The following is an 18,229-nucleotide window of genomic DNA, read 5'->3' as shown; positions in this document are numbered from 1 at the left end:
TATCGAAACAGTTTTTGACAGAAATGCAAGTCCGGAGATTTGTCTGACACGAATTCGCGCCGTTCCGCGTCACAGTGGTTTGACGCACGCCGGGATTGGCCGTAGCGTTTATCAACCATAAGCGCCGATCAACGGGGGACTTCATGCTGGACCACTCAAACACGGCTCCGATTGCACAGATCAAGGGTCTGCGGGTCGAATTCCAGACCAAGGACGGGCCGGTGGTCGGGGTCGAGGACGTCAGTTTCGACATCAACCCCGGAGAAACCGTCTGCGTCGTGGGCGAATCCGGCTCCGGCAAATCGGTCTCGTCGCTGTCGCTGATGCGCCTGATCGAATACGGGGGCGGGGAAATCGCGGGCGGTCGCCTGCTTTTTAATCGCTCGGACGCGGGCGAGCTGGATCTGGTCCAGACCGATCAGGCCCTCATGCGGCACATCCGGGGCAACGAGATCGGGATGATCTTTCAGGAGCCGATGACGGCGCTGAACCCTGTCTTTACCGTGGGTCGGCAGATGACCGAAGGCCTGCGGCTGCACAAGAACCTCAGCAAGGCGCAGGCGACGGAACGCGCGCTGGCGCTGCTCAAACAGGTGCGCATCCCCGAACCCGAGCGGCGGCTGAAGCAGTTTCCGCACGAGCTGTCGGGTGGGATGCGCCAGCGGGTCGTGATCGCCATGGCGCTTGCCTGCGAACCGCGCCTGCTGATCGCGGACGAGCCGACGACCGCGCTCGACGTCACGATTCAGGCCGAAATCCTGGCGCTGATGGACCGGCTCAAGCGCGAAACCGGGACAGCGGTGATGTTCATTACCCACGACATGGCGGTGGTGGCGCAGATGGCGGATCGGGTGGTGGTGATGTTCCGCGGCCTGAAGGTCGAGGAAGGCACCGTCGAGGAGATTTTCGAGAACCCGAAACACGCCTATACCAAGGCGTTGCTTGCCGCGGTGCCCAAGCTGGGCGAGATGAGGGGCAAACCCTATCCCGAACCGATGCGCCTGCTGGGAACCAAGGATCAGGAGATCAAGCCGATCAAGGGGACAACCGATACCCTGCTGACGGTAAAGAACCTGACCACGCGGTTCCCGGTGACAGGCGGGTTCCTGCGCCGCACCGTCGCCCATGTGCATGCGGTCGAGGATCTGTCGTTCAGCATCAACAAGGGGCAGACCCTGAGCCTGGTGGGGGAATCGGGCTGCGGGAAATCCACGGCGGGCCGGTCGATCCTGCGGCTGGTGGAGCCGCAATCGGGTGAGATCAACATTGACGGCAAGGATATCATGGCGCTGAACCAGCGCGACCTGCGGACCGCGCGGCTGGACATGCAGATGATCTTTCAGGATCCCTTTGCCTCTCTCAACCCGCAGATGCAGCTGGCCGATCAGGTGGCGGAGCCGATCCACAACTTCAAGACGCTCAAGGGCGCGGAGGTCTCAAAGCGCATCGAGATGCTGTTCGACCGGGTGGAACTGCCGCGCAGCTTCATGCGCCGCTTTCCGCACGAACTGTCGGGCGGGCAGCGCCAGCGTGTCGCCATCGCGCGGGCATTGGCGCTGAACCCCAAGCTGATCATCGCCGACGAGGCCGTCAGCGCGCTGGACGTGAGCGTTCAGGCGCAGGTGCTGAACCTGATGATGGAATTGCAGGCGGAAATGAGCCTCTCGTTCCTTTTCATCAGCCATGACATGGCGGTGGTCGAACGGGTCAGCCATCAGGTCGGCGTGATGTATCTGGGCCGTATCGTGGAACTGGGGCCGCGCGCCCGCGTTTTCGAGAACCCCCAGCACCCCTATACCCGGGCCCTGATGAAGGCGGTGCCGGTCGCGGACCCGCGCCAGCGCAAGAAAGAGAGCGAGCTGAATTTCAAGCCGATTCCCTCGCCGATCCATCCGGTCGATTACGTCGCCAGCCCATCGGAATACAAGGAAGTGGAACCGGGGCATCTGGTGCTGACGACGGACAGCGGGTATTGACGATATCTGATACTCACACGAACTGCCCGGATGCTCTGCCCGCCCCGCGCGCCGGACCATCGGGGATGCGATGACTGGAGCCGCAATGACCGACCGCCTGACCCCCCTGCAGTTGATGGAAAAGCTGATCAGCTTTCCAACCGTCAGCCGGGACACCAACATTCCTTTGATCGACTGGGTCGCGGATTACCTTGCCAGCCATGACATCGAAAGCCACCGCTACATCGACCCCGAGCAACCCAAACACGCGCTGTTCGCCCATGTGGGCCCGTGGGAGGAAGGGGCGATCGTCCTTTCCGGCCATACCGACGTGGTCCCCGTGGACGGCCAGCCCTGGGACACCGATCCGTTTTCGGTGGTGGAGAAAGAGGGCAAATACTACGGGCGCGGCACCTGCGACATGAAGGGTTTCGACGCCCTGGCGCTCTGGGCGCTGGTGGAAGCGAAATATGCCGGTGTCAGCCGTCCTTTGCAGATCGCGCTCAGTTTCGACGAGGAGGTCGGCTGTACCGGCGCGCCCCCGATGATCGAGGCGATGCAGCCCGTCCTGCCCAAGGGCAGCGCGGTGATCGTGGGCGAGCCTTCGTCGATGCAGGCCGTCACCGGGCATAAGGGCGGGACGGGGTTCAACACCCATGTTGTCGGCTTCGAGGTGCATTCATCGCTGCTGCATACCGGGGTCAACGCGATCATGGCTGGGGCCAAGCTGATCGAATGGGCCAATGAGATGAACACCGAGAACATGGAGGCCAAGCCGACCGAGCTGGCGGAGATGTTCGATCCGCCTTTCACGACGGCGCATGTGGGCATGATCTCGGGCGGGACGGCGCATAACATCACCGCCAAGGATTGCCATTTCGCGATGGATTTTCGCGTGGTGCCGGGCGAGGACAAGGATGCCTGGGGCACGGCCTACCTCAAGAAGGTGCGGGAGGTCGAGAAACAGATGCAGGCCGTGGTGCCGGAGACCTATATCGCCGTCACGCCGCGGTTCGACGTGCCCGCGCTGCAACCCGAAAAGGAAGGCGAGGCCGAAACCCTGGTGCGCCAGCTCACCGGTGACAATGCCAGCCACAAGGTCAGCTACGGCACCGAGGCGGGCCAGTTTCAGGCGGCAGGCTATTCCGCTGTGGTCTGCGGCCCCGGCAGCATTGACCAGGCGCATCAGCCCAACGAGTTCATCGAGGTGGCGCAGTTCGAGGCGGGGCACGACTTCATGAAGAAACTGGTCGCGCGGCTGGGCAGCTGAGGATTGCGGATGGCGCCTGCGGGCGCCCTCATGTGACCGGCGGCGCGGGCGGCCAGCGTCGCTTTGGAGTATTTTTGGCATAAAGAAGCCGGGGGTTCGCCAGGCCCGGCACGAGGTATTCAGCTATGGGCGGTTTTCCGATTTCGATGCGCAATCCGGCGGTATATCCCGGCCCGCCACCCACGGACACGGATGTGGTGGTGATTGGCGGCGGGGTGATCGGCATTTGCACGGCGCTCTATCTCGCGCGGGCGGGGCGCCGGGTCACGCTGCTGGAGAAGGGGCGCGTGGCGGGCGAGCAGTCCTCGCGCAACTGGGGCTGGATCCGCCAGCAGGGCCGCGATCCGGCGGAATTGCCGATCATGATGGAGGCGCTGCACCTCTGGCAGGAACTGGCGGCCGAGACCAACGTGGATTTCGGGCTGCGCCAGACCGGCGTGACCTACCTGGCAGAGACCGAAAAGACGCTTGCGGGTTATGAGGCCTGGGCCGGGGTCGCCGCCGCGCAGGGGCTGGACACGCGGATGCTGTCGCCCGGCGAGGTGGCCGGGATGTTCCCGGGGCTGAAGCGCAGCTACACGGGCGGCATGACCACCCCGTCGGACATGCGGGCAGAGCCCTGGCTGGCGGTTCCTGCGCTGGCCGGGATCGCCGCGCGCGCGGGCGTGAGCATCGTGGAAGGCTGCGCCGTGCGGCGGCTGGATGTCACGGGGGGGCGGATCACGGGCGTCTTTACCGAGGCGGGTCGCGTCACCTGCGCTCAGGTGGTGCTGGCGGGCGGTGCGTGGTCGGCCCTGTTCCTGCGCAACCACGGGATATCCCTGCCGCAACTGTCGGTGCGCGAAACCGTTGTCGCCACGGCGCCCTTGCCGGATGTGCATGCCGGGGCCGCGGCGGACGACGGGCTGGCCTTCCGGCGGCGACAGGACGGCGGGTATACCCTGGCGGGCAGCGGGAAGGCCGAGCTTTACATCGGTCCGGATTCCTTTCGCGCTCTGCCGCATTACCTGCCACAGCTGCGCGCGGCGCCGTTCGATCAAAGCTACCGGCCCGCGGCGCCCAATGGTTTTCCCGACGCCTGGGGCACACCGAGACGCTGGAGCGGGGACGAGGAAAGCCCGTTTGAGCGTATGCGCATACTGGATCCGGCGCCAAACCGGCGATACGTGGATCGGGCCTGCCGACGCTTTGCCGAACGCTATCCTGAGCTGGGTGCGGTGAAGGCACAGACCGCCTGGGCGGGGATGATCGACACGATGCCTGACATCGTGCCGGTGATGGACCACAGTCCGGACATCGAGGGGGTGGTGATCGGCACCGGCATGTCGGGCCACGGGTTCGGCATCGGGCCCGGGGCAGGGCGGTGTCTGGCCGCACTGGTCACGGGTGGCGAGGTGGGTCATGATCTGGCCAGATTCCGCGCCAGCCGATTCACCGACGGCAGCCCGATCGTGCTGCCGCCCCTCTGACACCCCTGCGCAAAGGACAGCCCATGCCGATCAAGAACCGTTTTGCCGAAACCCATGCCGAGATTACCGCCTGGCGCAGACATCTGCATGAGCACCCGGAACTGATGTTCGATGTGCATGAGACGGTGAAGTTCGTGGAGGACAAGCTGCGCAGCTTTGGCATCACCGACATCACCACCGGGATCGGCAAGACCGGGCTGGTCGCGGTGATCGAGGGCCGCAGCAATTCCTCGGGGCGGACCATCGGGCTGCGCGCGGACATGGATGCGCTGCCGATCAACGAGGCGACCGGGGTCGATTACGCGTCGAAGACCCCGGGCATAATGCACGCCTGCGGACACGATGGTCACACGGCCATGCTGCTGGGTGCGGCGCAGTATCTTGCCGAGACGCGGAATTTCGACGGCCGTTGCGTGCTGATCTTCCAGCCCGCCGAAGAGGGCGGCGGTGGCGGCAATGAAATGGTCAAGGACGGCATGATGGACCGCTGGGGCATCCAGGAGGTCTACGGCATGCACAACATGCCGTCCTTTCCGGCAGGTGAATTCGCGATCCGGCATGGGGCGCTGCTGGCGGCGGCGGATGAATTCGAGGTTATCGTCGAGGGGCGCGGCAGCCATGCGGCGGCCCCGCACAACGGCGCGGACAGCAACCTTGCGGCGGCGCATGTGGTGGTCGCGCTGCAAAGCATCGCCTCGCGCAACGTCGATCCGGTGGAACAGGTGGTGGTGTCCGTCACCACGGTGCAAAGCGACACCGACAGTCACAACATCCTGCCGCAGTCCGTGCGTCTGCGCGGCACGGTGCGCAGCCTGGACGAGACCGTGCGCGACCTGGCCGAGGCGCGGTTTCATGAGGTCGTCACCCATACCGCAGCGGCCTATCAGTGCGCGGCGAAGATCACCTATACGCGCGGCTATCCGGTGACGGTCAACCACCCCGACCAGACGGATTTCGCCGCCGACATGGCGGACAAGGTAGCGCCCGGCGTGGTGCGCGATCTGCCGCCCGTCATGGCGGGGGAGGACTTTTCCTATATGCTGAACGCACGGCCCGGCGCCTATATGATGATCGGCAATGGCGACAGCGCGTCGCTGCACCACCCGGAATATGACTTTAACGACGCGGCGATTCCGGCGGGCTGTTCGTGGTTCGCCGAACTGGTGGAAACCCGGATGCCGGTGGGGTAGACCAAGGCGAAAGCCGGGCGATTTGCCCGCTCAAAGGAGGTTTCGCGTTCTGCCCGCCCTTGCGGCGGCCCCGCGGCCCCAACCATCGAAAAGGACAAGCCATGCCAGTCAAGAACCGCTTTGCCGAACTGCATGATGACATCACCGCCTGGCGACGTGATCTGCACGAGCACCCCGAAATCCTGTTCGACACCCATCGTACTGCGGCCACTGTCGCGGAAAAGCTGCGCGCCTTTGGCTGCGACGAGGTGGTCGAGGGGATCGGACGCACCGGGGTTGTGGGCGTGATCAAGGGCAAGAGCACCGCATCGGGCAAGGTGATCGGTCTGCGTGCGGATATGGACGCGCTGCCTATTCACGAGCAGACCGGACTCGACTATGCCTCAAAGACGGACGGTGCCATGCATGCCTGCGGCCATGACGGCCATACCGCCATGCTGCTGGGGGCGGCGCAATACCTGGCGGAGACGCGGAACTTCGACGGGACCGCGGTGGTGATCTTTCAGCCCGCCGAAGAGGGCGGCGGCGGCGGCAAGGTCATGTGCGACGATGGCATGATGGAGCGGTGGGGCATTCAGGAAGTCTATGGGATGCACAATTGGCCCGGGATGCCCACGGGCAGCTTCGGCATCCGCACCGGCCCGTTCTTTGCCGCGACCGATCTGCTTGAGATCGAGGTCGAGGGACTGGGCGGCCATGCGGCAAAGCCGCATGAGACCATCGACACCGGTGTCGTGACCGCACATATCATCACCGCCTTGCAGACCATCGTCAGCCGCAATGCGGACCCCATCGGCAATATCGTGGTGTCGATCACGTCGATCGAATCTTCGTCAAAGGCGTTCAACGTGATCCCGCAACGGGTGAACCTGATGGGCACCGTGCGGACCCTCAGCAACGAGCTGCGCGATCTGGCCGAGACGCGCGTGACGGAGATCTGCGAGGGCATCGCGGCGACTTTCGGCGCGGTGGCGCGGGTGAACTACAAGCGGAACTATCCCGTCATGGTCAACCACCCCGAGCAGACCGATTTCGCCGCCGAGGTGGCGCGCAGCGTCTCTGGCCAATGCGACGAGGCGCCGCTGGTCATGGGCGGCGAGGATTTCGCCTTTATGCTGGAGGAACGTCCGGGCGCCTATATCCTGGTCGGCAACGGCGACGGGGCGATGGTGCACCACCCGATGTACAACTTCAACGACGAGGCGATCCCGGCGGGATGCAGCTGGTGGGCCGGCGTGGTCGAACAGCGGATGCCGGCGGCCTGATCCTCTTGCGCGGGGCGGGCCGGGTCCTGTCCCGTTTCGCGTTATGTCGGGGGTGTGCTTCGGGCAGGCGTTCTACTGGAGTATTTTCAGCATAAAGAAGCGGGGGATGCGCCCCGCAGCCACCCTGCGCGCCCCTGTCAGCCGTGCCAGAGGGATTGGTAGACCGCGTCGATCCCATCTGCTTCGGCGCGGGCGCTGAAGCGGGTCAGGGCGGTGTGGCGTGCGGCCTCGGCGATGGTGTCGTGTCGCTCAAGCAGCGCCTTGGCGGCGGCGGCGGCGGCTTCGGCGTTGTCGAGGGGCACGATGGTGCCGACCCGGCCCGCATCCGAAAAACTGCGGTAATAGCCTGTCTCGCTGCCCACGAATGGCGTGCCGCTGGCGAGCCCTTCGAGCGGGACCATGCCGTAGCCTTCGTACCGGGGCAGTTGCATGACCAGCGACAGGGCGCGCATCAGGGCGGGCAGGTCGGGGGCCGGTATCTCTCCGACAAAGCGCAGGCGGTCTGTCAGCCCTGCCGCCGAAACCTTGGACTTGAGGCCGCTCAGATAGCTTTCGAACTTGCCGCCCGCGCGGCCGACGACCAGAGCGGTGACATCCGGATGATCGGGCAGGAAGCGCAGCATGGCGTCGACAAAGACATCCGTTCCCTTTTCGGGGCGGATGCGTCCCACCGTGGCGATCCCACGGCTGCCGCCAAAGCCCAGGGCGCGCCATGCGGCGGCGCGGTCGGGGGCAGGGGTGAAGAGATCGGTATCGACCCCGTGGGGGACGACAGCGCGGACGTGTGGGACGAATTCGGCGGCTTTTTCGGTGGTGGCGATGACCGCGTCCATGCGGCGGATCAGCCAGCGGGGGTAGGCGGAATGCAGCCGTTGCGCGGCGGAGGTAAAGACAATGCGGATCGGCGCGCGGCGCACATCGCGCAGCCAGATGGCGCTGCGCATTTCCGGGTTGCGGCGCACGTGCCAGATGGCAAAGGGGCGGTTTTCCGGCGTGCCCTGGCGGCAGGCGAGATGGGCCTGCGCAGGCGTCATGGGGGCCGGGCAGCCGGGCAGGGCATTGCCCACCAGCGCCAGGTCGTGGTGCTGCGACTGCTGGCGGATCACATTGGCGGCGGTGGCCGAGACGCCGGTGAAATTCGGGTTGTAGTTGGTGACGAACAGTTCAGGCACGACGGTCAAGCTCCAGCGCCCTGATCAGGCGGTCCGCGATGCTGTCGAGCATGTCTGTCCGGTCCTGGGTGAAGGCGGTCGCGGCGGCCTTTGCCGTCTCCAGCGCCGTGGGATCGTCCAGGAGGGTGCCGACCCGAAGGGCGAGGTCTTCGGCATCGGCCACCAGACGCGCGGCGCCGCGTGCCTCCATCTCGGCGAAGGTTTCGGCGAAATTCGCGACATGGTTGCCAGACAGCACCGCCGCCCCTGCCTGGGCGACTTCAAACGGGTTGTGCCCCCCGATCGGGCGCAGGGAGCCGCCCAGAAACACGATATCGCCAAGCGCGTACCAGGTGCCAAGCTCGCCCAGCGTGTCGGCGAGAAAGACCTGGCCCCCAGGCATGTCACCACGGCTGCGGCGGGTCAGGCTCAGCCCCTCGCCGGCGATCAGGTTCGTCACCTCCTGCCCACGCTCGGGATGGCGCGGGACGAGGATGAGGCAGAGGTCCGGATGGCGCGCCAGCAAGGTCTTGTGGGCGGCCAGCGCGGTTTCCTCCTCTCCCGGATGGGTGGAAGAGGCGATCCAGACCGGGCGATGCCCGAGGGCGGCGCGCGCCTCGAACAGGGTATCCTCGTCCTGCGGCAGGGGGCCGGCCAGCGACTTGAGGTTGATGCCGCGGGCGACCCGGTCAGCGGGGGCGTTGATCTCGACCATGGCTTTGGCCATGGCGTCGTTCTGGGTCAGGATCAGGTCGAAGACCTCGAACAGATAGCGGGCGGTTTTCGGAAAGCGGCGCCAGTTGGCGATGGATTTGGCCGAGAGCCGCGCGTTGACCAGTGCCATTCGCGCGCCCTGTGCATGGGTGCGGCGCAGCATCTGGGGCCAGAGTTCGCTTTCCACAAAGAGCGCCGCATCGGGCCGCCAGTGGCGCAGGAAGCGGCGCAGGGGCCCCGGCGCGTCGAGCGGCGAGAACTGGTGCACGCAGCGCGGTGGCATCCGGCGGGCGAGCATGGCGGCGGAGGTCGCGGTGCCCGACGTGATGAGGAACCGCGCCCGCGGCAGGGCCGCGCCCATCCGGGAGATCAGCGCCAGCACCGCCTGGGTTTCACCCACGGAAGCGGCATGGAACCAGATCAGCGGAGCGTCGGGGTCGCGCGGCTCGGTCGCGTGGCCGAGTTTTTCGTGGCAGCGCACCACCGTGACACCCGCGCGGCGCAGCTTGCCGGTGGCGATACGGGCGGCGAAAGGCACCAGCAGCATGCTGGCGCCCACCCATATGCGGTAGAGCAGGGGCGCCATGCCAGGCTCAGCCGCCGGTGTGGCTCATGTGGCGGGGCATCTGACCGTCGAGCTGCTGGCGCGAGTAGTCGAAATCATGGCCTTTGGGCTTGCGGTCGATGGCGGCGCGGATCGCGGCTTCGAGCGGGGCGTTGTCTGTGGGGTGGGCGCGCAGGGGCGCGCGCAGATCGGCCACGTCTTCCTGACCGAGGCACATGAAAATCTCACCGGTGCAGGTGATGCGCACACGGTTGCAGCTTTCGCAGAAATTGTGACTGAGCGGCGTGATGAAGCCGATCTTCTGCCCGGTTTCCTCCAGCCGGACATAGCGCGCGGGGCCGCCCGACCGCTCGGCCAGATCGGTGACGGTGTAGTCTTCGGCATAGCGCGCGCGCACGTCCTTGAGCGACCAGTACTGGCCCAGGCGGTCCTCGTTGCCCAGATCGCCCATCGGCATGACTTCGATCCAGGTCAGGTCCATGTCGCGGTCTGCGCACCAGCGGGTGATGGCAGGCAGCTCTTGCTCGTTGAAGCCCTTGAGGGCCACCGCGTTGATCTTGACCCGCAGCCCGGCCCGCTGAGCGGCGTCGATGCCGCGCATCACTTGTGGCAGCCGGCCCCAGCGGGTGATCTCGGCGAACTTGGTTTCGTTCAGCGTGTCGAGCGAGATGTTCACCCGGCGCACGCCGGCGGCGTAGAGATCGTCTGCGAAGCGTTCGAGCTGGCTGCCGTTGGTGGTCAGCGTCAACTCCTTGAGCGCGCCGCTGTCGAGATGCCGGGTCATGCTGTCGAAGAAGGTCATGATGCCCTTGCGCACCAAAGGCTCGCCGCCGGTGATGCGCAGCTTCTGAACCCCGAGATTCACGAAGGTCGAGCAGAGCCGGTCCAGTTCCTCCAGCGTCAGCAGTTCCTTCTTGGGCAGGAAGGTCATGTTTTCCGACATGCAGTACACGCAACGGAAATCGCAGCGGTCCGTGACGGAAACGCGCAGATAGGTGATCGCGCGGGCGAAGGGGTCGATCAGGGGTGCATTCATGCCCAATAGGTAATGGCCTGCCGGTATCCCCGCAAGCGGCATTTCGGAGATTGCGACTTAAGGTGCATGGCGCTACCTTGCGGGCATGAAGAGAATTCTGATCCTGACGATACTGGTTCTGGGCGTGACGGGCTGTGCCGCGGTGACAGAGCGTTTTGGCCTTGGGCGCAAGGCGGGCGGCACTGCGCAGGCGGCGCCGGATGATCCTTTTGTCGCCTCCGATCCGGCTGAGGTGCCAGAGCTCGACCTTGCCACGGCAGCACCGCCGCCACCGCCTGCGGCGCGATCTGCCGAGGCGCTGGATACGACCACACCCGAACAGCGTGCCGCGGCGGCGGCCCCGGCGGCGGAAGGCGGGCGCAGTCTGGGCAAGACGGTGGCGTCGCTGGGCGACGCGACCCAGCCGGGCCTGTGGCTGAAGACGCCGCTTGTGAGTGCCGAGGCAAAAGGGCGTGTGACCAATCCGGCGACGGGCAAGTCGTCTGCCGTGACGCTGATCCCGCGCGGCGGAGAGGCGACGGGCGGCAGCCAGATGTCGCTGTCGGCGCTGCGGTTGATCGGGGCGTCGCTGACCGATCTGACCGAAGTCGAGGTCGCGCTGGAAGGCTGATGTGATCCGGCGGAGCGCGCTGCGCGCGCAAGACATTATTGATATTGGCTGCGGGCCCACCATCCCAAGGATGTTTCAGGGGCTCTTGTCGAGGTGACGCAGCGCTTCCTTTACCGCGAAGGGTTTCATCGCCGCGCCATGGGTGTCGATGAAGCGCAGGGTGCGGGGGGCGTCGTGTTTCGACAGGTCGCGCAGCCACCAGCCGATGGCCTTCTGGATGAACCACTGGTGATCGTGCACCAGGGTTGCGGCCCAGCCGAGGATGCGGTCGCGGGCGGCCAGCTCCTGCGGTTTCGGGTGGTTCTGCCTGGTCCAGGGGAGCGTGGAGACGAGGGCGGCGCGGCGGGTCCACATGTGATCGGAGGCGACCCAGGTCGCGACGGTATCGAGGCGGCCGGGGTCGGCGGTGAGGCGTTTGGCCCCGGCGATGCAGGCGTGATCGGCAATCGCCCAGCTGTCGAAGTCCGGAGTCCAGGAGGTGATGAGGTCCCATGCGGCGCTGTCATCGGGGCGAATCCGCGCCTGGGTCAGCAGTTTGGCGGCGGCGAGGCGGGCTTCGAAGATGTCGGTTTGCCACAGGCCCGCGGCGATCAGAACGCGGGTATCGGCGTCGGTCTGCGCGCGCCAGGCTTTGGTCAAATCGTTGATCTGAGGATTGGTCAGGCCAAGGTAGCGGCGGTCGGCCTTGTGATAGGCGCGCATCTGCACCGCGCGGTCGGGGTCGGCGAGGGCTTCGAGGGCCGACAGATAGGGTTCATGCATCGGGGTCGGCCAGGATATGCGTGGGCAGACCGTCGATGTTGTGTTGGTTGCGGTCCTGCCAATAGGCGGCGACCCCGTCGCGGCCCTTGTCGCTGGCCCAGTGGTGCAGGACGTCGCGCGGGCCCTTGTGGTCATAGAAGGGCACCGCATAGCCGCAGCTGGTCTGCATCAGGTCCACGGTCATGTCATAGATCTGGCGGGCGCCGGGATCGGGCGGGAAATGCGCATTGAGGGCGTCGAACGCCGCATCGCGCGGATGCAGGGTGCGGGCGGACCCATAGGCGTGCATGATCATCGGCCGTGCCTCGAACCCGCACCACATCAGGGTCATGCGGTTGATGCGCGCCAGATGTGCGGCGGTTTCATTGCCCGACCCGGTGAGGTTGCGCCAGATGATCCGGTTGCGGCCGAGCACGGGCAGGCTGTCCGTGCCCTTGGGCGAGATGTTGACCCGGCCCGTTTCGGCGGCGGTGCCGCAAAAGAACATGTGCTGCGAGGCGATGAATTTCCTGTGGTCGTCGGTGATGCTGTCGAACTGCTTTGCCATTATTCGACTGTCACCGATTTCGCGAGGTTGCGGGGCTGGTCCACGTCGGTGCCCTTGGCCACCGCCGTATGATAGGCCAGAAGCTGCGCGGGCAGGGCGTAGAGGATCGGGGCCAGGGCATCGTCGATGGCAGGCATCTCGATGCTGGACCATGTGCCTTCGCTGGCCTCTGCCAACCCCTTGGCGTCCGAGATCAGGATCACCTTGCCCTTGCGCGCCATGACTTCCTGCATGTTGCTGACCGTTTTGTCGAAGAGCGCGTCGCGCGGGGCCATGACGATCACCGGGACCTCTTCGTCCACCAGGGCGATGGGGCCGTGTTTCAATTCGCCGGATGCATAAGCTTCGGCGTGTATGTAGCTGATTTCCTTTAGCTTCAGGGCGCCCTCCAGCGCCAGCGGGTACATCTGGCCGCGGCCCAGGAACAGCACGTCGCGGGCTGTCGACAGCTTGTAAGCGGTGTCGCGCATGGCGGGGTTCTGATTCAGCGCGGCGTTGATGACCGACGGCAGGCCGCGCAGGGCCTGAACGTGGCTCTCCAGCCCGGTGGTATCCAATGCGCCGCGATCGTGGGCGGCCTTGAGCACGAGCATGAACAGCACGGTCAATTGGCAGGTAAAGGCTTTGGTCGAGGCCACGCCGACCTCCACACCGGCGTAGATCGGCAAGGCGATGTCGCTTTCCCGCGCGATGGAGCTTTCGGGTACATTGACCACGCTCGCGATCTTGTCGGCCTTGCCTGCGCAATACCGCAGGGCGGCGAGGGTGTCGGCAGTCTCGCCCGACTGGCTGACGAAGAGCGCCAGCGTTCCCTTGGTGATCGGCGGTTCGCGATAGCGGTATTCAGAGGCCACATCGACCTCCACCGGGATGCGCGCGATCTGTTCGAACCAGTACTTCGCGGTGAGGCAGGCATAGAAGGCGGTGCCGCAGGCGACCATGGTGATCCGTTCGATCTGCGAAAAATCGAGGCCGCCGCCGGGCAGGTGGATCTGGCCGTCGGTGCCGAGGTAGTTCTGCAGCGCCTGACCCAGCACACCGGGCTGTTCGGCGATCTCCTTGGCCATGAAGTGCTTGTGGCCCCCCTTGTCGATCCGCGTGCTGTCGATCTGGATCGTCTTGATCGGGCGATTCACGACGGTACCGGCGGCATCGGTGATTTCCACCGACGCGCGGGTGATGACGGCGGTGTCGCCTTCCTCCAGATAAGATATCCGGTCGGTCAGTGGCGACAGCGCGATGGCGTCCGAGCCGACGTACATCTCGCCGGTGCCGTATCCGATGGCCAGGGGCGAGCCCTTGCGCGCCGCGATCATCAGGTCGTCCTCACCGTCGAAGAGGAACGCCAGCGCGAAGGCCCCGGTCAGCCGGGACAGGGCCTGTTTTGCGGCTGCCACCGGGCTTGCGCCCTGCGACATGTAGTGCTGGGTCAGCAGGGCGACGGTTTCCGTGTCTGTCTCGGTCACGAATTCCACGCCGTGTCCGGCGAGTTCCTCGCGCAGTTCGCGGAAGTTTTCGATGATGCCGTTATGCACGACCGCGACGCCGCCCGCGCGGTGGGGGTGGGCGTTGGTGACGGTGGGCGCGCCGTGGGTGGCCCAGCGGGTGTGGCCGATGCCGCTTTTGCCGGTCAATGGTTCGTGCACCAAAAGGTCGCTGAGGTTGACCAGCTTGCCCACCGCGCGGCGGCGGTCCAGTTTGCCGGTGTCGACGGTGGCGATACCGGCGCTGTCATAGCCGCGGTATTCGAGCCGTTTGAGTGCCTCCACCAGGATCGGTGCCGCCTCGTGATTGCCAAGAACCCCTACGATTCCGCACATATTCAGCTGCCTCGCTGCATTTTGGCCTTTTTGGCCTTTAACATTTCCAACAATTTTCGCGCCATGCCGGGTTTTTCGACCTGCGGCGCACGTGCCAGCGCAAGCGCGTCGGGTTCGACATCGGATGTGATGACCGACCCCGATCCCGTCATCGCGCCGTCGCCGATGCTGACAGGGGCCACCAGCATGGTGTTGGACCCGATGAAGGCGCGCGCGCCGATGTGGGTGTGATGTTTCATCACGCCGTCGTAGTTGCAGGTGATCGTTCCCGCGCCAAGGTTCGCCGCCGCCCCGACAGAGGCGTCGCCGACATAGCTGAGGTGGTTGATCTTGGCCCCTTCGGCAACCTGGGCATTCTTGATCTCGACAAAGTTGCCGATGCGCACGTCTTCGGCAAGCTCCGCACCGGGGCGCAGGCGGGCATAGGGCCCGACGATGCCTCCGCGCGAGACATGGCAGCCTTCAAGATGCGAAAAGGCCCGGATCGTGGCACCGGATTCGACCGTGACACCGGGGCCGAACACCACGTTGGGTTCGATCAGCGTGTCGCGCCCGATGATGGTGTCACGGGCCAGATAGACGGTGTCCGGGGCCATCAGGGTCACGCCGTCTTCCAGCAGGGCCGCGCGGGCGCGGCGCTGGAAGGTCGCATCGGCCAGCGCGAGGTCGGCGCGGGAATTCACGCCCAGCGTCTCGGCCTCGTCACAGGTGACGGCGCTGGCGCGCAAGCCGCCTGTGCGGGCCAGGCCGACAATATCGGTCAGGTAGTATTCGCCCGAGGCATTGTCGTTGCCCACTGCGTCGATCAGGTCGAACAGCGTATCCGTGCGGGCGGCGAGGACGCCGGAATTGCACAGGGTGATGGCGCGTTCGGCCTCGGTGGCGTCCTTGAATTCGACGATCCGCTCCAGCCGGTCGCCGTCCATCACCAGCCTGCCATAGCGGGCGGGATCGGCGGCCTGAAAGCCCAGCACCGTGACATCGTGCTGCGCCAGCGCGTCCTGCATCCGCTCCAGCGTCTCGGGCTGGATGAAGGGGGTGTCGCCATAGAGCACCACGGTCATGCCCTCGAACCCGGTCAGCGCGGCGCGGGCCTGTGCAACCGCATGGGCGGTGCCAAGCTGTTCTTCCTGCTCGACCACGATCGCGTCCGGGTCGTGCGCCAGGGCGGCGGCGCGGACCTGATCGGCGCCGTGTCCCGCCACGACGACGGTGCGCTCGGGGGCCAGCACGCGGCCGGATTCCATGGCGTGGATCAGCATCGGTTCGCCCGCGATGGGGTGCAGGACCTTGGGCAGGTCCGAATTCATCCGTGTGCCTTTGCCTGCGGCAAGGATGACCAGTGACGTTTTCATATGGGTCTCTTTATGCTCTACCTTGCATTCTGTTTACCCCCTGAGCACAAAGGCGCAAGGGTGGCCGGGATCAAGATAGGTTGCGGCCTGCAACAACAATGGGCGGTGAGCCGCAGACGGGGACGATATGAAGACGGTTGTTTTCGATCTTGACGGGACGCTGGCCGACACCAGCGGCGATCTGATTGCCGCCGCGAACTCTTGCTTTCGGGATCTCGGGGCGGGGGATCTGCTGGACCCGGTGAAGGATGCCGGCACCGCCCTGCGCGGCGGGCGCGCCATGCTGAAACTCGGGATGGGCCGGCTGGGCCGGTCGGACGACCTGGACACCATCAACGCCTGTTATCCGAAGCTGCTCGAAGCCTACGCCCGTGACATCGACACGCACACCACGCTTTATCCCGGCGCGATGGAGGCGGTCATCCGGCTGAAGCAGGCAGGCTACCGGGTGGCCATCTGCACCAACAAACCCGAAGAGCTGGCCAATACGCTGCTGACACGGCTGGGGGTGCGCGAGGTCTTTGACGCGATGCTGGGGGCCGACACGCTGGCGGTGCGCAAGCCCGATCCCGAACACCTGTTCGAGACCGCGCGCCGTGCGGGCGGCGATCCGGCGCTGTGCATGCTGATCGGCGACAGCGACACCGACCGCAACACCGCGCGCAACGCCGGGGTGCCCTGCGTGCTGGTGACGTTTGGTCCGGCGGGTGGCGACATGGCGGCGCTGGCGCCCGAGGCGCTTTTGAACCACTACGACGACCTGCACGACATCGTCGTCGGGCTGGTGGGGTCGGCGGCATGACCGACGTCTTCCGCGGCAGCTTTACCCAGCAGGAGCCGATACCGGAGGAGGGGATCGAAGCGGCGGTGGCGGTGATGCGGTCGGGTCGGCTGCACCGCTACAACACCGCGCCGGGCGAAGTGGCGCAGACCGTAATGCTTGAGCAGGAATTCGCGGACATGGTCGGGGCACGCTATTGCCTGGCGGTGGCGTCGGGCGGCTATGCGATGGGCACGGCGCTGCGGGCCGTGGGGGTCAGGCCCGGCGACCGCGTCCTGACCAATGCCTTTACCCTGGCCCCGGTGCCCGGCGCGATTGCCGCGGTGGGGGCGGTGCCGGTGTTTGTCGGGGTGACGCGGCAACTTGTGATCGACCTCGATGACCTCGCCGCCAAGGCCGACCAGGCGGATGTTCTGCTGCTCAGCCACATGCGGGGGCACATCGCGGACATGGAGGCGCTGATGGCGCTCTGCGACGCGTCGGGGATCACGGTGATAGAGGATTGCGCCCACACGATGGGGGCGGCGTGGAACGGCGTTCCTTCGGGGACGCAGGGCAAGGTTGGGTGCTATTCCTGCCAGACCTACAAGCACGTCAACGCCGGCGAAGGCGGCCTGCTGGTCATGGACGACCCCGAGATCGCGGCGCGTGCGGTGATGCTGTCGGGGTCCTACATGCTGTACGAAAGCCACCGTGCCGGACCGCCGAAAGAGATGTTCGAGACGATCCGCTACGAGATGCCCAATGTCTCGGGCCGGATGGACAACCTGCGCGCGGCGATATTGCGGCCTCAACTGCGTGACCTCGACCGCCAGTGCGCGCGCTGGAACGAACGGTATTTCCGGATCGAAGGGGGATTGCGCGGCACGCCCGGTCTGACGGTGATCGACCGTCCGGCGCGGGAAACGATTGTCGGATCGTCGATCCAGTTCCTTCTGGACGGCTGGGCCGCCCCGGATGTGCAGGAGGTGCTGCGCCGGTGCCGCGAGCGGGGGGTCGAGCTAAAGTGGTTCGGCGCTGCCGAACCGATCGGGTTCACCAGCCGCTACGATTCATGGCAGTACGTAAAGTCGGAAAGGATGCCCGCCAGTGACGCTGTACTGGCAGGCATCGTGGACATGAGGGTGCCGCTGACCTTTTCGCTCGAAGACTGCGATCTTATCGCGCGGATCATCCGGTCCGAGGTCGGCGCGGTGCACCAGAATGTCAGGGACGGGGCGCGCAGCCCCGCCTGAGCGTCAGAACATGATCGTGCCGTGCTGGCCCGCGTCGGGTTTCTTGTCGGTCACGTTCGCCTTGGCGATCTCGTAGAGGAACTTGAGATTGCCTTCTGTCACCCAGACCTCGGCTTCCTTGAGGTCCATGCGCAGCAGCTGCACGTCGGGATCGTTCTTGTCCCCATCGAACCATGCGGCGGCAAAGGCGTTCCAGATGTCGTCGAGCTGTTCGTCATCGTGTGAAACGGTGATGCGCCCATGGATGCGCCCGTAAAGATGCTCGTCCTTGCTGGACACGATGTATTCCGCGTCTGCGCCGGTGCCGGCGGCCTTGGAGATGTCGGTATCCTTGGCCGTGATGAACCAAAGCGTGTTCGGGGTGTCGTCATCGACGAAGTGGCTCATCGGGACGCTGCGGGCGTTATCGGCGCCCAGCATGCCTGAGCGGATGTCCTCCATCCGGTCCCAGAATTCCTTTTTCAGATCGTTGCTCATTGCAGTATCCTTTGCAGAGGTTGGCGT

Annotated in this window: 16 protein-coding genes; 8 read left to right on the top strand and 8 right to left on the bottom strand. The window is 65.6% G+C overall.

Going from position 1 to position 18,229, the window contains the following annotated elements; all coding sequences use genetic code 11:
• Positions 1-143: 143 nt before the first annotated feature.
• From FIU94_RS15775 to FIU94_RS15755, 5 genes are all read left to right on the top strand, one after another.
• Positions 144-1,976, top strand: coding sequence for an ABC transporter ATP-binding protein (locus tag FIU94_RS15775; RefSeq protein ID WP_152466682.1), 1,833 nt, complete (start codon positions 144-146; stop codon positions 1,974-1,976).
• 85 nt (positions 1,977-2,061) lie between these two features.
• Complete coding sequence (gene argE, locus FIU94_RS15770) at positions 2,062-3,225, top strand: acetylornithine deacetylase (protein WP_152466681.1); 1,164 nt, start codon at positions 2,062-2,064, stop codon at positions 3,223-3,225.
• Positions 3,226-3,350: 125 nt separating this feature from the next.
• A complete protein-coding gene (locus FIU94_RS15765) occupies positions 3,351-4,694 on the top strand; it encodes an FAD-binding oxidoreductase (RefSeq protein WP_152466680.1) in 1,344 nt (447 codons plus the stop codon).
• A gap of 23 nt (positions 4,695-4,717) precedes the next feature.
• Positions 4,718-5,884, top strand: coding sequence for a M20 aminoacylase family protein (locus FIU94_RS15760; protein WP_152466679.1), 1,167 nt, complete (start codon positions 4,718-4,720; stop codon positions 5,882-5,884).
• Between the two features lie 101 nt (positions 5,885-5,985).
• The gene (locus FIU94_RS15755; RefSeq protein WP_152466678.1) at positions 5,986-7,149 is read left to right on the top strand and encodes a M20 aminoacylase family protein; all 1,164 of its coding nucleotides are present in this window, start codon (positions 5,986-5,988) and stop codon (positions 7,147-7,149) included.
• Positions 7,150-7,286: 137 nt separating this feature from the next.
• Here FIU94_RS15755 and FIU94_RS15750 read toward each other — a convergent pair whose 3' ends face one another.
• Genes FIU94_RS15750 through moaA form a run of 3 tightly spaced genes read right to left on the bottom strand, consistent with a single transcriptional unit; the run spans position 7,287 to position 10,615 of the window.
• Complete coding sequence (locus FIU94_RS15750) at positions 7,287-8,321, bottom strand: glycosyltransferase family 4 protein (RefSeq protein WP_152467095.1); 1,035 nt, start codon at positions 8,319-8,321, stop codon at positions 7,287-7,289.
• Positions 8,314-9,600: a 3-deoxy-D-manno-octulosonic acid transferase gene (locus FIU94_RS15745; RefSeq protein WP_152466677.1), complete on the bottom strand. Its 1,287-nt coding sequence runs from the start codon at positions 9,598-9,600 to the stop codon at positions 8,314-8,316. The genes FIU94_RS15750 and FIU94_RS15745 overlap by 8 nt, the downstream gene beginning before the upstream one ends.
• Positions 9,601-9,607: 7 nt before the next feature.
• Complete coding sequence (gene moaA / locus FIU94_RS15740; RefSeq protein ID WP_152466676.1) at positions 9,608-10,615, bottom strand: GTP 3',8-cyclase MoaA; 1,008 nt, start codon at positions 10,613-10,615, stop codon at positions 9,608-9,610.
• Between the two features lie 85 nt (positions 10,616-10,700).
• On the opposite strand from moaA, the gene FIU94_RS15735 reads away from it, so the two are divergent.
• Positions 10,701-11,225, top strand: coding sequence for a hypothetical protein (locus FIU94_RS15735; RefSeq protein ID WP_172975924.1), 525 nt, complete (start codon positions 10,701-10,703; stop codon positions 11,223-11,225).
• A gap of 75 nt (positions 11,226-11,300) precedes the next feature.
• On the opposite strand, the gene FIU94_RS15730 is transcribed toward FIU94_RS15735, so the two are convergent.
• The 4 genes from FIU94_RS15730 to glmU are packed head-to-tail and all read right to left on the bottom strand — an operon-like array spanning position 11,301 to position 15,709.
• Positions 11,301-11,987 (bottom strand): DNA alkylation repair protein, encoded by a 687-nt coding sequence (locus FIU94_RS15730; RefSeq protein WP_152466675.1) that lies wholly within the window; start codon positions 11,985-11,987, stop codon positions 11,301-11,303.
• Complete coding sequence (locus FIU94_RS15725; RefSeq protein WP_152466674.1) at positions 11,980-12,534, bottom strand: pyridoxamine 5'-phosphate oxidase family protein; 555 nt, start codon at positions 12,532-12,534, stop codon at positions 11,980-11,982. The genes FIU94_RS15730 and FIU94_RS15725 overlap by 8 nt, the downstream gene beginning before the upstream one ends.
• Positions 12,534-14,354, bottom strand: a complete 1,821-nt coding sequence (glmS, locus tag FIU94_RS15720; RefSeq protein WP_152466673.1) for a glutamine--fructose-6-phosphate transaminase (isomerizing) — start codon at positions 14,352-14,354, stop codon at positions 12,534-12,536. Before glmS ends, FIU94_RS15725 begins: the two co-directional genes overlap by 1 nt.
• Before the next feature lie 2 nt (positions 14,355-14,356).
• Complete coding sequence (gene glmU, locus FIU94_RS15715; protein WP_152466672.1) at positions 14,357-15,709, bottom strand: bifunctional UDP-N-acetylglucosamine diphosphorylase/glucosamine-1-phosphate N-acetyltransferase GlmU; 1,353 nt, start codon at positions 15,707-15,709, stop codon at positions 14,357-14,359.
• Between the two features lie 127 nt (positions 15,710-15,836).
• Between glmU and FIU94_RS15710 the strand changes: the two genes are divergently transcribed.
• Both FIU94_RS15710 and FIU94_RS15705 read left to right on the top strand, forming a co-directional pair.
• A complete protein-coding gene (locus tag FIU94_RS15710) occupies positions 15,837-16,511 on the top strand; it encodes an HAD-IA family hydrolase (protein WP_152466671.1) in 675 nt (224 codons plus the stop codon).
• Positions 16,508-17,725: a DegT/DnrJ/EryC1/StrS aminotransferase family protein gene (locus tag FIU94_RS15705; protein ID WP_152466670.1), complete on the top strand. Its 1,218-nt coding sequence runs from the start codon at positions 16,508-16,510 to the stop codon at positions 17,723-17,725. Before FIU94_RS15710 ends, FIU94_RS15705 begins: the two co-directional genes overlap by 4 nt.
• 3 nt (positions 17,726-17,728) lie before the next feature.
• On the opposite strand, the gene FIU94_RS15700 is transcribed toward FIU94_RS15705, so the two are convergent.
• Positions 17,729-18,202, bottom strand: a complete 474-nt coding sequence (locus tag FIU94_RS15700; RefSeq protein ID WP_152466669.1) for a pyridoxamine 5'-phosphate oxidase family protein — start codon at positions 18,200-18,202, stop codon at positions 17,729-17,731.
• Positions 18,203-18,229: the final 27 nt, after the last annotated feature.

Source organism: Sulfitobacter sp. THAF37, assembly GCF_009363555.1.
GTDB lineage: Bacteria > Pseudomonadota > Alphaproteobacteria > Rhodobacterales > Rhodobacteraceae > Sulfitobacter.
This window is presented reverse-complemented; position numbering and strand designations above follow the sequence as displayed.